Annotated in this window: 15 protein-coding genes; 1 reads left to right on the top strand and 14 read right to left on the bottom strand. The window is 36.2% G+C overall.

Features of this window, described 5'->3' with window-relative positions; genetic code table 11:
- Positions 1-4: 4 nt before the first annotated feature.
- The 5 genes from ftsX to secA form a co-directional block, all read right to left on the bottom strand.
- A complete protein-coding gene (gene ftsX / locus ACS127_RS17650; protein WP_440896324.1) occupies positions 5-901 on the bottom strand; it encodes a permease-like cell division protein FtsX in 897 nt (298 codons plus the stop codon).
- Positions 891-1577 carry a cell division ATP-binding protein FtsE gene (ftsE, locus tag ACS127_RS17655; RefSeq protein WP_440896325.1) on the bottom strand — a complete coding sequence of 229 codons (687 nt, stop codon included), beginning with the start codon at positions 1575-1577 and terminating at the stop codon, positions 891-893. The genes ftsX and ftsE overlap by 11 nt, the downstream gene beginning before the upstream one ends.
- 212 nt (positions 1578-1789) lie before the next feature.
- Positions 1790-2656 carry a YitT family protein gene (locus tag ACS127_RS17660; protein WP_440898175.1) on the bottom strand — a complete coding sequence of 289 codons (867 nt, stop codon included), beginning with the start codon at positions 2654-2656 and terminating at the stop codon, positions 1790-1792.
- Positions 2657-3295: 639 nt separating this feature from the next.
- Positions 3296-4397 (bottom strand): peptide chain release factor 2 gene (gene prfB / locus ACS127_RS17665; protein ID WP_440896326.1). Its coding sequence is split into 2 segments (ribosomal slippage): positions 3296-4324 and positions 4326-4397, totalling 1101 coding nucleotides; the frame shifts between segments, so codons are not numbered across the junction.
- A 115-nt stretch (positions 4398-4512) separates the two neighbouring features.
- On the bottom strand, positions 4513-7020 hold the full coding sequence (secA, locus tag ACS127_RS17670; RefSeq protein ID WP_440896327.1) for a preprotein translocase subunit SecA: 2508 nt from the start codon (positions 7018-7020) through the stop codon (positions 4513-4515).
- A gap of 268 nt (positions 7021-7288) precedes the next feature.
- On the opposite strand from secA, the gene ACS127_RS17675 reads away from it, so the two are divergent.
- Positions 7289-8470, top strand: coding sequence for an ROK family protein (locus ACS127_RS17675; RefSeq protein WP_440896328.1), 1182 nt, complete (start codon positions 7289-7291; stop codon positions 8468-8470).
- 253 nt (positions 8471-8723) lie between these two features.
- Here ACS127_RS17675 and hpf read toward each other — a convergent pair whose 3' ends face one another.
- The 9 genes from hpf to ACS127_RS17720 all read right to left on the bottom strand — a co-directional run bounded on the left by hpf (position 8724) and on the right by ACS127_RS17720 (position 17000).
- A complete protein-coding gene (gene hpf / locus ACS127_RS17680; RefSeq protein WP_440896329.1) occupies positions 8724-9275 on the bottom strand; it encodes a ribosome hibernation-promoting factor, HPF/YfiA family in 552 nt (183 codons plus the stop codon).
- Between the two features lie 162 nt (positions 9276-9437).
- A complete protein-coding gene (locus ACS127_RS17685; protein ID WP_440896330.1) occupies positions 9438-9791 on the bottom strand; it encodes a flagellar protein FliT in 354 nt (117 codons plus the stop codon).
- A complete protein-coding gene (gene fliS, locus ACS127_RS17690; RefSeq protein WP_440896331.1) occupies positions 9791-10189 on the bottom strand; it encodes a flagellar export chaperone FliS in 399 nt (132 codons plus the stop codon). The genes ACS127_RS17685 and fliS overlap by 1 nt, the downstream gene beginning before the upstream one ends.
- 34 nt (positions 10190-10223) lie before the next feature.
- Entirely contained in the window at positions 10224-11807 is a 1584-nt protein-coding gene (locus ACS127_RS17695) for a flagellar hook-associated protein 2 (protein ID WP_440896332.1), read from the bottom strand.
- A gap of 15 nt (positions 11808-11822) precedes the next feature.
- Complete coding sequence (gene flaG / locus ACS127_RS17700; protein WP_440896333.1) at positions 11823-12275, bottom strand: flagellar protein FlaG; 453 nt, start codon at positions 12273-12275, stop codon at positions 11823-11825.
- A gap of 23 nt (positions 12276-12298) precedes the next feature.
- Complete coding sequence (locus ACS127_RS17705) at positions 12299-13741, bottom strand: phospholipase D-like domain-containing protein (RefSeq protein ID WP_440896334.1); 1443 nt, start codon at positions 13739-13741, stop codon at positions 12299-12301.
- A complete protein-coding gene (locus tag ACS127_RS17710; protein WP_440896335.1) occupies positions 13725-14408 on the bottom strand; it encodes a zinc metallopeptidase in 684 nt (227 codons plus the stop codon). The genes ACS127_RS17705 and ACS127_RS17710 overlap by 17 nt, the downstream gene beginning before the upstream one ends.
- Positions 14409-14978: 570 nt before the next feature.
- Positions 14979-16328, bottom strand: a complete 1350-nt coding sequence (locus ACS127_RS17715) for a sensor histidine kinase (protein ID WP_440896336.1) — start codon at positions 16326-16328, stop codon at positions 14979-14981.
- Positions 16329-17000 (bottom strand): response regulator transcription factor, encoded by a 672-nt coding sequence (locus ACS127_RS17720; protein WP_440898176.1) that lies wholly within the window; start codon positions 16998-17000, stop codon positions 16329-16331.
- Between the last annotated feature and the right edge of the window lie 155 nt (positions 17001-17155).

The raw sequence follows: 17155 nt of genomic DNA on the forward strand, positions 1-17155 counted from the left end.
AGACTTACACTTTAAGAAACTTACGCACACTCATGACACTACCCCAAACACCAATGACGGCACCAATTAACAAGACAATACCTGACAATTGCCACACGAAAGGACTAAATGGTAGCACGGTAATAAAATCAAACTGATTAATCATATCAGCATTTTGGTCTAAAAAGTAATACCCGGTAAATAAAAGAATAATCGGTAAAATACTTCCTAGTACACCTAATAACAAACCTTCAACAAAGAATGGCCAGCGAATAAACCAATTAGTAGCTCCAACCAGTTTCATAATCTCAATTTCTTTTCTACGAGCGATGATCGTTATTTTAATTGTGTTTGAGATTAAGAATATTGCTGTGAATACGAGAGCAATAATTAAGATAATCCCCAAGTTTCTTGCATAATTATTAAAAGTGAAAATATTTTCAACAACATCTTGACCAAAGTTCACTTTTTCAACACGATTCATGGCTTCTATCTCACTAGCAATTGCAATTGTATCTTGCGGATCATTTGCACTAACAATATAGGCATCATTTAAGGGATTATCATCATCTTGGTAAAGTTCAAATGGACTCCCCTCATCGCCCATACTGTCAATCAGACTACGCATCTCATCATCTCGTGAAGAAAACTCTACCGACTCTATATTACTTATCGCTTCAAGTTCTTCACCAAGTTCATCTATTTCCTCTTCCGTAGCTGTTACATCAATCAAAACTTTGATCCGTACATCTTCCTCAATGTTATCAGCCACATGATTTAGATTCATCATTAAAGCTAAGAATACAGCCACTAGAAGTAGTGTTGTTGTTACAGCTCCAACTGACGCTAAAGTCATCCAGCTATTACGCCAACTATTTTTAAATCCTTCTCTAAAATGTCGTTTAAATGTTCTAATCTTCATAGCCATAATCACCTCTATGTTGATCACGGACAATCAAGCCATCTTCCATGGCAATTACTCGTCGCTTGATCGTATTAACAATCTCTCTGCTGTGGGTCGCCATGATTATGGTCGTACCGGATGCGTTGATTTGTTCTAATATTTTCATAATTCCCCATGAAGTCTCGGGATCTAGATTTCCAGTAGGTTCATCTGCAATTAACAACTTTGGATAATTAGCCATTGCTCGTGCGATTGCAACCCGTTGTTGTTCGCCGCCTGAAAGTTCATCAGGAATAAAACGGGCTTTGTTTTTTAATCCGACTTGATCTAAAACTTCCATTACTCGTCTACGAATTTGACGGGGGGCTTCTTCTACGACCTCCAAGGCAAATGCAACATTCTCATAAACTGTCATCTTCGGTAACAACTTAAAATCCTGGTAAACAACTCCTATATCTCTTCGCAACATAGGTACTTCTCGCCATTTCATTGTTACTAAATCCTTATCATTTACCCTGATTTCTCCGCTTGATGCTATTTCTTCACGAAAAATCAATTTGACAAATGTTGATTTACCTGCACCACTTTGACCAACGAGATAGACAAACTCACCGGGGTCTATTTTTATACTTACTCCATTTAAGGCAATAACGCCATTTGGGTATGTTTTCTTTATATCATGCATTTCTATCATAAACTGATTCACCTTTATCTTAAATTAATTTTTCAAATCTTGTTTTAAGATTTTCCACTCTCAATCTATTACATTATAACATCTAAATCGACTTTTTTTACCGTTTTATTATTACATTTTCATTTCAAAACCTGTCAAAAAATGCATTTTTAAAATGAACTAGTCTAATAGAACTAGTTAAATAGGTTATTTATACCCATTAAAAAAGAAGGTTAGCTTTTGCTAAAACCTTCCCCAATGACTTCACTAGCATTCATCACAACAATAAAAGCATTTGGATCGATTTGTTTTATAACTTGTACGGTTCGACTAAATTCATTTTGATTAACAATACACATGATCATATTTTTATTTGCTTTCGTATAGCCACCCTCTGCTCGCCATACAGTGACTCCTCGATCAATCTCATTTAGTAAGGCTAGACGGATCTCTTCTAAATGATCGGTTACAACCATGATACTTTTAGAACTATTTAGCCCAACTTGAGCTAAATCTATCGTTCGACTAGTGACAAGTAAACCAATTAACGCATATAGACCTTGTTCAACAGAAAAAACAAAAATGGCTGTTAAAACAATCATGCCATCAAATAAAGCGACACAAATTCCAAAAGGCAATGGAACAAACTTATGAAGAATTTGAGCAGCTAAATCAATTCCACCCGTAGATCCTTTACCACGAAACACAAGACCAATCCCTAAGCCACACGCAATCCCTCCAAATATCGCCGCTAATAACGGATCTGAACTGGCTGGATTCCATTGGCTTGTTAAGGAAACAAAAAGAGGTACCATAACAGTTCCAACTAGGGTTTTAAATCCGAAATTTCTTCCTAGTATCCATGTCCCTAAAATAAATAAAGGGATATTGATCGACCATTGAACAATCGAAGGTTCAAATTGAAAGAGTGCATATAATATCGTACTTATCCCTGCAACGCCACCTGACGCAACATCATTCGGTAATAAAAATAAATTGAAACCAATAGCCACAAAAAATGATCCTAATAAAACAAGTCCATACTCAATAAATAACAATCCTTTTTCCGGCAAAGATTGACGCCGATATTTAGCAATGATCACTATTCACCTCGCTTCTTTTCTTTCGTTCAACCTATCGGAGTATACCACGTTTAGATTAACGGAACAATAATTGAATGATCAGTAAAATTCATATTTGTCTACTTTTACTTGCTACACATATCTAAGGCGACTATATGTCTAACATTCGTCAATTGGTAAATCTTCTTGATTGTCAGTAGAAAATCACTATTAAAGACTGTGTCAGAAAATAAGAAACGCTCTTTTTACCAAGATGCTGAGTTCAAGCCCGAAGAAAGCGTCGTGTTTTTCCATAGCGGTCGCCTTAACCTGACAATATTGCTGTGGTTACTCGCCCCACCGAAATGATTTGGGACTGGGGCTCAAAATAAGAAAGACACTTATTCTTGCGATGCAAATACTTCGTAGCTTTCCTTTGTGTGATGACTCGCCCCACCGAAGACATTTGCGGTTACTCGTTCCACCGTAGGGATTTAGGACTGCGATTACTCGTCCCACCGTAGGGATTTGGGACTGCGATTACTCGTCCCACCGAAATGATTCGCTAGTTGATGTGTACCTACGTTAGACATAACTATTTGTGAACTATAATCCACCACATACTTATCATTCATAGAGCAGTAAAAAAAGCTCAAAATCATATTTGAGCTTTTCCATTTAATACATTTGTTGACGGAGATAAGCATCAATAAATGGGTCAAGATCACCATCCATCACACTTTGTGTATTCCCCATTTCAAGATCGGTTCGGTGATCTTTAATCATCGAATAAGGGTGAAACACATACGATCTGATTTGGCTGCCCCAACCAATTTCCTTTTGCTCACCACGGATTTCGCTCAACTCTGCCTGTTGTCGATCAATCTCAATTTGATAAAGCTTTGATTTTAACATCTTTAACGCTTGTTCACGGTTTTTAATTTGTGAGCGTTCAGATTGACAGGTCACAATCGTATTTGTCGGTATATGGGTAATTCTTACGGCTGAATCAGTTGTATTAACGTGCTGTCCGCCTGCCCCACTTGCACGGTAAGTATCTACTTTGATTTCCTCATTTTTAATCTCTATATCAATACCATCATCTATCTCTGGTGTCACCTCACAAGAAACAAATGAAGTGTGACGACGACCAGACGAGTCAAACGGAGAGATTCGTACAAGACGATGAACACCTTTTTCAGCTTTTAAATAGCCATAAGCATTATGACCCTTAATCAATAAGGTTACACTTTTTACACCTGCTTCTTCACCAGGTAAATAGTTTAATGTTTCTAGTTTAAAGTTCTTTTTTTCTGCCCATCGGGTGTACATGCGTAATAACATACTTGCCCAATCTTGTGATTCCGTACCTCCTGCTCCCGGGTGAAGTTCTAAAATAGCATTACTCTTATCATACGGCTCACTTAGCAACATATATAATTCAAATTGGTTAAGATCTTCTGTTAATTGAGTTAATTTTTGTTCAAGTTCTTGCTGTAGCTCTTGATCCTCTTCTTCTTTAACTAATTCATAGCTAACCTCTAGATCTTCTAGTGATTCGACATGCTTGTCAAAAGTTTGGACCAAATCCTTTAAATTATTAACCTCATCAATGATTTTTTGGGCTTTCTGTTGATCATTCCAAAAATCCGAATCTACCATCTCTGTTTCTAATTCAGCAATTCGGGTTCTCTTTTCTTCAAGGTCAAAGAGACCCCCTAAATTCCGCTATACGGTTATTCATTTTTGTTAAATCTTGCTTAATTTCTATTAGCTCCATACTTTCACCTCGTAAAAATCGATTTTCTCGTTAGAATGGACATCCTGCATTTGGATGTCCATTCATACTCATTAATTGATAGTAAAGTAAACTCACCATCAATTGAAATCTTACTTTATTGTCCATGACAATGTTTATATTTCTTCCCGCTTCCACATGGACATGGATCATTTCTTCCAACAGTTTCTGCTTTAACAAAAGGTGTTTTTTTCTTTTCTTTTTTTGATTGGTCACCTGTAACAGCTGTTGCATTTTTAGCAACTTCTTGACGCTGAAGGTTTTCGCGAACTTGCGCCTTCATCACGTAACGTGCGACCTCTTCATTAACTGAATCAACCATAGCTTCAAACATAGCGAAACCTTCCATTTGATACTCGCCTAACGGATCGTTTTGTCCATAAGCCCGTAGATGAATTCCTTGACGAAGTTGATCCATTTGATCAATATGATCCATCCATTTTGTATCAACAGTTCTTAACAAAATAACCTTTTCAAATTCACGCATTTGTTCAGTTCCAAGGTCTGCTTCTTTTACTTTGTATTTCTGTTTCACTTTGTCCATGATCAATTGTTTAATTTGTTCCGGTGATTTATTTTCTAAATCTGCTAGTGTCAAATAATTTTCTTCAACTAAATTAGCATGAACATACTCAATGATTGCATTAAGATCCCACAGGGTCTCATCGTCATCCTGAGTATGGGTGGATACCGTGTCATTAACAACTGTTTCGATCATATTGATAACAATATCATATAAATTATCAGAATCAATCACGTCATAGCGTTGTTGATAAATAATTTCACGTTGTTCTCTCAAAACATCATCATAGGCAAGAACATTTTTACGTGCATCAAAGTTGTTCCCTTCAACACGTTTTTGTGAAGATTCGACTGCCTTTGAAACCATTTTACTTTCAATTGGCTGAGAATCATCCATTTTAAATCGATCCATCATTGCCTTCATATTATCTGAGCCAAAGCGACGCATGAGATCGTCTTCCATTGACAAATAGAATTGTGTAATACCCGGGTCACCTTGACGACCAGAACGTCCTCGAAGCTGGTTATCGATCCGACGTGATTCATGTCGTTCAGTCCCGATAACAGCTAATCCACCAAGTTCTTTTACACCTTCTCCAAGTTTAATATCTGTCCCACGTCCTGCCATGTTCGTAGCAATCGTAACGGATTTTTGTTCTCCTGCATTTTCAATAATTTCTGCTTCACGAAAATGATTTTTCGCATTGAGCACATCATGCTTAACGCCTGCTTTTTTCAGAAGCTGTGAAATGAGTTCAGATGTTTCAACTGCAACGGTACCAACCAAAACCGGCTGGCCTACTTCATGTCTTGCTTTAATCTCCTCAACAACAGCTTTAAATTTGCCATTCATTGTTTTATATATTAAATCAGGTTTATCCTCACGAATAATCTGTTTATTTGTTGGAATCGCTATAACATTCATATTATAAATATTTCTAAATTCTTCTTCCTCTGTTTTTGCTGTACCAGTCATACCAGCCAATTTATCGTACATTCGGAAAAAGTTTTGAAAAGTAATCGATGCTAAGGTCATACTCTCATTTTGAATTGGTAAGCTTTCTTTCGCTTCAATCGCTTGATGAAGTCCATCACTATAACGACGGCCTTCCATTAAACGTCCAGTAAATTGGTCAACGATAATAACCTTTCCTTCTTCAACAACATAGTCTGTATCACGGTGCATCGACGCATGTGCCTTAAGGGCTTGATTAATATGATGTGTTAAGGTGACATGGTTTAAATCAAATAGATTCTCAACACTAAAGAAATTCTCTGCTTTGGTAATTCCTTCTTCACTAAGCTGAACTCCTTTGGTTTTCTCATCATAAGAATAATCCGCTTCTTTATTTAATGTACGCACAAATGCATTTGCTTGTTGGTATAAAGAGGCAGACTTTCTTGCTGAGCCTGAAATAATTAAAGGGGTCCGTGCCTCGTCAATTAAAATAGAGTCGACCTCATCAATAATAGCAAAATGAAGAGGGCGCTGAACCATTTGTTTTTTATATAACACCATATTATCTCGCAAATAATCGAAACCAAATTCATTATTTGTCCCATAAGTTATATCAGCTTCATAAGCCTGACGCTTTTCTTCTTTAGACATACTGTTCACATTTAAGCCAACAGTCAAACCGAGGAACTCGAACAGTTCACCCATTTCACGAGCATCACGATCAGCTAGATATTCGTTCACTGTGATAATGTGAACGCCTTTTCCAGTTAAAGCATTTAAATAAGCAGGCATCGTTGAAGCTAACGTTTTCCCTTCACCTGTTTTCATTTCGGCAATATCTCCACCGTGTAAAACGATTGCTCCAGATAGCTGAACAGGGAATGGGCGCATATTTAAAACTCGCTTTGATCCTTCTCTGACAACGGCATAGGCTTCTACTAATAAATCATCAAGCGTTTCACCGTCTTGATATCGTTGCTTAAACTCATCGGTTTTTGCACGTAACTGCTCATCTGATAGTTGTTCAAATTCTGACTCTAAAGCTTCAATCTGATCGACTGTTACTTGAAGTTGTTTTAATTTACGTTCGTTACCATCAAATAATTTTTTGAATAATCCTTGCATCTTATACGCTCCTCTACTTCCGAAAATAGCCTTTTTAAGCTAAATATCTACCCACTATCATAACACTTGGATTTATATAGTACAAGAATCAGCTATCTTAGCTTGAAAATTAGAATTAGAGACTCTTTATAAGAGCAGTTTCTATATGCAGAATAAGTTTGTCTAGTTGTTGAACAAACTGAATAGCAATGTTTAATCAATTATGTTAAAGTATATCTAGGCAAAAATAACCGGAAATTTCTAACCTAAATAGAGAGTGAGTGGAAGCATGAATCGAACTTGGAACCAATATGTTGTCAAACAAGAAAACAAAACATTAGTACTAACAACCATTATCAATCATACCCCTATATCAAGAGCAAATGTTGCTCAAATGACTGGATTAAATAAAGGAACTGTTTCCTCACTTGTTAGTGAGTTAATAGATGAAGAACTTGTTGAAGAATCAGGTCCAGGTGAATCCAGTGGCGGGCGAAGACCTGTGATGCTCCTTTTCAATGGTAGGGCTGGTCATTCCGTTTCAATTGAGCTAGGAGTTGGCTATATTTTAGGTGTTATTACCGATTTAAACGGGCAGATTGTCCATGAAGAGAATATTCAATTACAAACAACTCATTTTAAAACAATTTTTCCCATAATAATAAATTTAATAAAAGGCTTATTCAAAAAGGCACCTAAAAGCCGCTATGGCATCATTGGCATTGGCGTTGGCGTACCAGGCGTTGTTAGCCAAGAAGGGAAAATACTATTAGCTCCCAATTTAAATTGGAAAAATATTGAGTTAGAAATTGAGCTTAAAAAGATCTTTCAATTACCCGTTTATGTGGAAAACGAAGCAAATGCAGGTGCTTACGGTGAAATGCGTTTTGGCCCTAGTCAAAATTCGAAACATATGATCTATGCCAGTTTAGGAATTGGTATTGGCGTTGGCATGATTCTTGATGGGAAACTATATCATGGTTTGAATGGTTTTGCAGGTGAACTGGGCCATATGACCATTGTCAAAGATGGGCGAAGTTGTCGTTGTGGTAATCTCGGCTGTTGGGAAAGATATGCTTCGGAACAAGCATTAATTGATGAAGGGATTAAACGTCAACTTATTACAGTTGAACAATCCGAGCCATTTGATGAATTGATCAAGCTTGCTTCAGCAAATAATCAAGAAGCGATTAAACTTTTCGAGGAAATTGGAACTTATATTGCTATCGGACTAACAAACTGTATCAATATATTTAATCCTGAGCATGTTATCATTGGGAATAAATTAATGAAAGCAAAGAAATGGATTTATCCAGTTATCGAAGCTTATATTATTGAGCATGCCATTGGCTTTCACCAAAACAAGTTGAAAATTGATTCGGCCAAGCTAGGTACATACTCTACTGTTTCAGGAATGGCTGCTTTTACGATTGAAGGTTTCCTACTCGATCAAAAAACAAATCATCAATAATTACAGCTCGTATGCCACAGGTTCTTATAGTTGTATATGACTCTCTGATTTATGTTCAGCTTCTGGGATTTATGGTCAACTTTCATCATTTGTGCATAACTTCCGAAGTTTGGGTCCAACTACAGGGAAAATTGATAAACGCCTATCATTAAAAGGGATGTAGCCAATCAAATGATTGGCTACATCCCTTTATTAGACTAGTTCATTTTATTATATATTCATCTTTAAAAAGCTAAGTAATGATCTTTCATTTTTAGTTGGGTTCAATTAAACCATATTTGCCATCATGGCGCCGATAAACAACGTTTGTATCTCCTGATTCTGCATTGGTAAAGACAAAGAAACTATGACCTAACATATCCATTTGCAGAACTGCTTCCTCTGAATCCATCGGCTTTAGGTTAAAACGTTTGGTACGAACAATCTCTAGACTGTCATCTCCATCTTCAGCTTGATCAACGGAATTTGTCTCCATCTCTGCAAAAACGTGTTTAGGAGCACCTTTTTGACGTGTTCTTCGATTAATTTTTGTTTTATATTTTCTAATTTGACGTTCTAGCTTGTCTACTACTAAGTCTATTGCTGCATATAAATCAGTATTCTTCTCCTCCGCTCTTAGTAATAAATTAGTCATTGGAATCGTAATTTCAATTCTTTGTTCCTCATTATAGACACTTAAATTAACATTAACATCTGACGTTGGAGGTGTATCAAAGTAGCGTTCTAATTTACTAACCTTCTTCTCAATATAGTTTTTTATCGCTCCAGTCACCTCTACATTTTCTCCTCGAATGTTATAATTCATAATAAGTGTCCTCCTTTCTATATCTATAATTCTTTAATACCCTAAATCCACCCAGAGTAAACCAAGAAAAAAGGTTAAAGGGCGAATAAAGCGCTTACTCATAGTATAACAAAAAACTCCTCAAGTTTCACTAAGATAGGCTTAAGGAGTATTATTATTATTTTATTTTTTCTTGTCCCAATAGGAGCCATCATTTGAGGCAACATTACGATAAGGGGCAAGATATTTTTCTGTCGATACCTTTTGTTTCTTCACATCGCGTAGCTCCCCTTTTAACGCTAAAAAGAGATGATTGAGTTTCAACTGAATTTCTTTATCCTTTTCCATAATCAGTGTACCTAGCTCAGTCTCTACTTCTGAAAAAGGGGCTTTAACATTTTCTAATAATTGTGAACGTTTATCTAAATATTCGTCGATTTGTTCTAATACTTGATCACGATTTTTGGCTGTGACAGGCTGTTCAATTACCTGAGCTAACCCTTCAGTTACTTTTTTTAATTCATTTAAGACACTCATTACGCTTGAACACCTTGCTTATATTCGCGTGTTCTTGTCTGCTTAAGCACTTCTTTCCATGTATCTCGGAACTCTTCAACCAACCGATATGCCTCCATTAATATGTCAAGATCGTTCTTAATATTAGCATCAATCAGTAAATGGTTGATATAGTCGTAAAGTGGCATCATATCTTTCGCAATTGTTGACCCTTGATCTAGAGTCACCATTAATTCATTAATAATATTTTGTGCTTTTTGAATATTTGTATTTTTCAATTCCATATTTTGATCTTCGATGCCTTTTTTGCCATATTTAATAAATTTTAAACAACCATTATAGAGCATTAACGTAAGTTCACCTGGCGAAGCCGTATTAACTGAGTTGTTCTTATATGCTTGATAGTGTTGTTGAACCATGTTTATGACACTCCTTATTTTAATACCTTACTGATCACTGTTGATTAAATTGAGCAAATAAATAGTTTGATTGCTCGTTCATACGTTGAATGGCTGTTTCCATCGCAGTAAATTGGCGCCAATATCTGTCTTCTGTTTGTTGTAAACGACGTTGGAAATCAGCAATTCGATCATCCATACCTTCTAAACGTCGTCCTAGTGCATATTGATGGGGTTGTTGAGTCGTTCGACCAGCTTGTTGATTAATTCGATCAGTCGTTTGATCAATGGCATCTTCTAAGCGATTCATCAAACCACGTTCCGCACCCTCGGCATTATTAGAAAATAGATTATAAACAGCGGTGGAGTCTTCCTCAAGGGCGGCTCTTAATTTATCTTCATCTACTTGTAATTTCCCACCATCTAAATAGTTGGCTGTCGTTGAAATGCCAATTTCAGAGAAATGTGAAAAAGGACCATCATTATCAACCTTACCTGTCCATGCTAAGCGCATTTGTGATAAAGCATTATTTAAAATCGGTTCACTTTTTAATGAACCACTTTTCGCTTTTTCTTCCCACAATTCAATCTCACGCTCAGACATGTCTGCCATTTGTTCCTCTGTCAATGGCGGATAATCACGGTATACTTCTTCATTTACCTTGCCATTTACCTTTTCAACAATTTCGTTATATTTATTAACGAAATCCATAATATTATCAAATGCGGCTTCCGTATCACTAGTAATGTTGACATTAGTACTTTCTGTTTTATCATTGAATGTAAAAGTAATACCATTTAAAGTTGTTGTGTTTGTTTTAGATTCTAGTTTAACACCGTTGTATTTAAATACAGCATTGGTTCCACCTTGTTCTCCGCCTATTTCTTCACCATCAACTTCTACCGGCTCTGTCGTCATACCAAATACCTTTGTAAAGAAGTCAGCGTCATAGTTAGGGTAATCGTTAGGATCTTCCTCATCTACAGGTAATTCTTCAAAACCAAAATCAATTTCTGGACCATCAGGATTAAACTCCCCTGTACTTGTCCGTTCCATAATCACCCGATCAGATTGAACATCATAAAAAGCACGCACACCATTATCTTGGTTCGTGATCTTAGTTAAAACACTATTTAATGAGTCTTCTTCAGTTACGTTGATTTTGTGTGTCTCTTCACCATTATGATACGTTTTAAATGCTATTGTCTTTGGAAAATCGCCCGTTAACCCTTCCATCTGCTCACTTAATGGAGCAAACGGATCAATTTTTCCATCAATTCCTTCTTTCGTCAAGTCCGAAATAGTCCCATTTGTTACATTGATCGCATTTGTTGCTAAACGTTCTACCGCAATATTATAACTACCATTTGAGGCAGAAGAAGCAGCTGTTGCTGTTACTGCCGAGTTAGATGATGTTGCCATTTTGGTATTATACGCTCGACTTCGCTTCATCTCATTCATCATTTGATCTAATTCAAGGAACATCGCATTAATATCACGAAAGGCATCACGTTTCCATTCTAATTTCGTTTTGTCTTGTTCTAGCTTGTTTAAAGGAATTCGTTCGGCTTCCATTAAGTCCCTAACAATACTGTCGATATCCATACCGGTTGCCAAACCACCGATTCTCATCCCCATCTGTAAACACTCCTTCTATATTTTTTTATCTACAATTAATCCCATAAATTCTGCCATTGCCGCGTACATATCTAACATTTGTTCTGGAGGAATTTCTCTAATTAATTCTTTTGTTTCCGAATTAACCACTTTTACATAGTAACGATCAAGTTTATCATGGAACTCAAACTTAATAGACGTATTAATCGGTTGTAAAAAGTCGTTTAACCCTTCCGCCATCCCCTCAATATCAGCTCGACTGACAAGTTCACCACCTTGTTTGATGTCTGTCTTTCTTGCTTGTTTGTATAGAGTGGTTTGTTGAAGAGACTTTTTATCCACACCTGTATTCATTTCACTATTATTCGTCTGTGGAGCATAACTTGATCTAGAAATTACTTTACTGACATCCATGTTCATGCCAACTCCTCTAAAATATTCTTTCTTTTTATATCGGCAGGAAATGAAAGTCTTTAACTGTTTTTTCATTTTTCTTAATATACCCGTTCATTTTAGAGCAAAAATTCAACTGAACGTGCCAATGGTCTTAAAATAAACACAAAGATTTCCTTAATGACCGGCCTCGTCTCTAGCATTTCTTGTTCACTACTAGTCTCATCCACTAGAAAACTATCTGGCATATATTGTTCTTCTACCATATCTAGCATTTCTTTGGTTAACGTTGGACTATCAAGAACAAGCATTGATTCTGTATTCAGATACGTACTTCGAGCATCAAAATTAAAGGAGCCAGTTGCTACGATCTGCTGGTCAATCATGATCGATTTCATATGAAGGGATTGATTGGAGTGTTGGTACTCATAAAGATCGAAATTTGTATCGGACAAATTTTGACGATGATTACGATAGCCGCTATGAGCGACTAAGTTTGGACTTGCATTTAAACCATTCGTTAGTATTTTCCCTTGATTAATTTCAAGGTCAAGTCTGTCTATGTCTTCACGCATTAATCGATTGGGGATAATGTATGGGCTTTGAATAGTGATTTGATCTTCTGCACCGACAGCAAGTTCGAGCATTTGCTGCCAAACCTGTGGTTCCTTTAAAAAGCGATCAATTGAATTATGAACAAAAAAACCTCTGTCTATTTCATGTGAGCGTTCATTCCAATCAATAAATTCAGTGAAAAAATCTAGATACCGCTCATGATAAATTTGATAGGTTTCCATTATTTCCTCTCTCATACGTTGAGCACGTTTTTTACCAATACTGGTTAAGTTTCGATTGGTTTGCTGCTCAGTATATTCATGCTCCCATAAATAATCAAAGTATGTTTGCATTTGCTCAGTGATGGGCGAATTTTCTTGATCTTGATTGAATAATAAAAGGTCTCGATCATTTGTAATAGTTTGATAATCATCAGGAGCAAAATATTTATCGCCAATATTTCGTCCACCAATTAAAGCCATCGATTGATCAGCTATGATAAATTTATCATGAAGACGATTGTGCCAAGTCCAGGGGCGAAGTAAATCAAGAGATTCATAAAAGCTCAGTTCAATATTAGGATGTTCAGTAAATAATCGAATCACATCTCTTTGACCTAAATAAATATTATGAAAAATTCCATCTACTAAAAAGCGGACCTTTACTCCTCGATCAGCCGCTTTTAAGATATGGGCATAAAAAAGATCAACGGTCGCTCCACCTTGCATTGAATAATAAGAAATATCTAGCGTATCCTCTGCTGCATTCATTAAATCAAAACGAGCTTTTAAAGCATCTGATCGATCTTCAACTAATACAGCTTCTTCCGTTGTGTCACTAATCCAGGGATCTTCTATTTCATTAGCTAGCGATTCTGTTTCTGGTGAAAATGAAAAGAGCAACACACCCGTAATTAGAATGTAAATAAAATAGCCTAGCAAAATATATTTTGTTAGGCTTTTTAAAGTGTTAAGCATATTTTCACATCTCTCATCTTCGACGACCACCGAAAATCATGATGAGTTTTAATAATTGTAAAACGGCAATTAGTGTACTAGCAACATAAGTTAATGCCGCTGCATTTAATACCTTTCCAATACCGGTCTCTTCATTTCTAGTGACAAGGCCTAATGAGACAAGTTCATTTTTAGCACGAGCACTCGCATCATATTCAACAGGTAATGTCACTAACTGAAATAAAACAGCTGCGGCAAATAAACCAATTCCGACACCGACTAAAGGTTCCATTGTAAAAAGAAAACCCATAATTAAGAGGATTGGTGCCATCCTAGAGCTAAGACTTGCAATAGGAACTAATGTCGTTCTAAACTTTAGGAATGCATACCCATGAGCATGTTGAATCGCATGTCCAACCTCGTGAGCTGCAATGGCTAAAGAAGAAATGGATGAACCGCTATAAACCGGTCCTGACAATCGAACTGTATCTGTCCGTGGATCATAGTGATCAGATAAATCACCACGATTTGATCGCTCAATAGTTACATCGTATAAACCATTTTGATCTAAAATTCGCCGAGCAACCTGTAAACCGGTCAGCTGAGCTCCTGATTGTACCCTTGAATATTTATGAAAATTATTTTGCACACTTGATTGTGCCCACATGGCTATAAAAAAGGCAATAATTATTAAAATATCCATTTCATGAAAAAACATCATTAATCCCTTCCTTTACTGATATTTTATTTTTTTTATAAGTTTGGCATCGATGCCTTCTGCACATAATGACGCGACCAGTCGCTTCATTAATGATGGCGATTCCGCTTTTAAACGAGCGCTTTCTTCTTTCTTCAGTTTCACATTTGAGTCATGGTTACTCAAAAATTAGTCACCTCAATTTTTTCTCGCCTTAACTAACAGTGAGATCCTTACTTCAAAATTCGAAGTAAAAACGAACAATGATAAATAAGAGATCAACTATCAGTGTAGGTCCGATTCGTTCATCTAGTCAATCAACGAGGAAGTCTGCCCCACTGATCGAAGATTCACTTTTATGTTTGATATTAGTATATACAACTAATGTGAACTGAGTATGAACTATAATTAATTTTTTACTTTAAACATATTAAATTTTATCTAAAAGCAGGTCGAAGTAAAAAATTGTTGCCTTTAAAATATAAGAAAAACCCATACATTTCAAAGGAATTTTGACTAAGTTTTCAATTTTATATAAAAATATTGAAGTCAGCACATCTATTAACAAGTATAGGTAAATGGCAAAGTGTTCTAATCAGGAATGGGTAATCGAACAAAAAAAGTTGTCCCTACATCTTTCTCACTGACAACATTAATTGAACCACCATGTAATAACACAATCTTTTTCGTAATTGACAGACCCAAACCATTGCCACTACTAAATTCTGATCGTGATTGATCGACTTTATAAAAACGATCAAATAAATAAGGAATTGAGGACTGTTCGATACCTATGCCTGTGTCATTTACACGAATCACATGCTGTTCCTCATCTTTATAAATAGAAACATGTATCTCTCCATCTTCACGATTATATTTGATTGCATTAATAATCAAATTTAACCATACTTGCTCAAGCAAATCTTGATCAGCATAAATGTATGTTTGAGTAAGATCAAGGTCAACCGTAATATTTTTCTTCTGCCAGAGGGGTTCAGTAGATAACGTCACCCGTCTAATTTGTTCATCTAATCGATAATGTTCCAGTTTAACTAAATGTTCTTCAGCATCTAATGAAGCCATTCTTAATAAATTATTTGATAAACGTGATAAGCGGTCTGCTTCTCGATAAATGACGTCAATATACTCAGGCTGATCCTCAATAGATATCAGTCCATCTTGTATAGCACGTGCATAGCCTTTTATTGACGTTAATGGGGATTGAATTTCGTGTGACACATTACTGACAAAACTTTCACGAACTTCGTCCATGTTATCTAAGGCTTGAGCTAAATCATTGAAACTTCGCATTAAACGCCCAACTTCATCTTGTCGTTCAGTCGGCAAACGAACCGAAAAATCCCCTGTAGCTAACTGCTCACTAGCTTGCGTAACAGCACGAATACTTCCGACAAAATAACGTGAAATAAGTATAATAAACAAACTCCCAATCAATAACACTAATAATAAAACATTCAATGTTAATCGTCTTGAATTAGCCAGTTCATTTGTTACATCAATCTTTAGAAAGAGAGAGTAAGCATCCTGTTCGCCATTTAGTCTTGTCCCAATATAGCGCACAGCTTCTCTTCGATCTGGAACAAATGATGTCACCTCTGTCTCTTGCAATGATTCCACCTGTTTCATCATTTCTGCAGTAATAAATGAAGCATTCATCTCAGAAATAATGGGTTCACCTACTTGATTTAAGACAACCGCATCGACACCAAACTCATGGAATAAGTTAACCAACTGGGGTAAGTCTTCTACATCTACAATCTCTAATAGATCTTCAACATAACTTGATGCTCGTTCCATTTCTCGTTCAAAAATAATATCTTCTTGAAAGAACAAGGATGTAATAAAATATGAAGCCAGTAAACTAACGATAACACCAGTAATAAAAGTAACGACAAATTTCCAATATAAACTCCGACGCAATTAAGACACATCCTCTAAGCGATAGCCTAAGCCTCTGACCGTGGTTATCTTAATCTCTTCAAATGAACTGAGTTTTTCCCGTAGTCTTTTAATGTGGACATCAACGGTCCGTTCGTCCCCCTCGTAATCAAAGCCCCAAATTTTTTCAACCAATTGGGTCCTAGTAAATATTCGTCCAGGTTCATGTGATAATTCAAATAAAAGCTCACATTCTTTCCGCTTTAATTCAACTGTTTGTTCACCATTAGATACAGTCAATCGATCAAGATCTACCTCAATTGATCCAACTTTGTTCCGCTTTTCAGCTAATACATTATAGCGTTTTAACAATGCACGTACTCTTAAAATTAATTCAATGGGGTCAAACGGTTTAACCAAATAATCATCAGTTCCTGCTTCAAACCCTTTAACTTTATCTTGAGATGCTCCTTTAGCTGTCACCATTAAAATTGGAATTTTATAAAATTCTCTAATCTCTTTCGTTAAAGAAATCCCATCCATTTTCGGCATCATGATATCAACAATGGCTAGATCAATTGACTCCTGTTCAAGTTTTTCAATTGCCTCGAATCCATTATTCGCCTCAATGACATCAAAATGACTATTGGATAAATACAAAGAAATCAACTGACGGATATGCGGATCATCATCAACGACTAAAATAACTGCCAATCTTCTCACACCCTATTCACCTAAATACTCTCTCTTTAGCTTATCATGCTTGACCTTAAAGTGCTATTATTATAGTCACTCATGTAGCAAAGACTATGACGTCTGAACATCAGCACATTGTTTTAATACTAAAATTAGTTCGCTATTATTGGCGA

The organism is Amphibacillus sp. Q70 (assembly GCF_052055485.1).
Taxonomy (GTDB): domain Bacteria; phylum Bacillota; class Bacilli; order Bacillales; family Amphibacillaceae; genus Amphibacillus.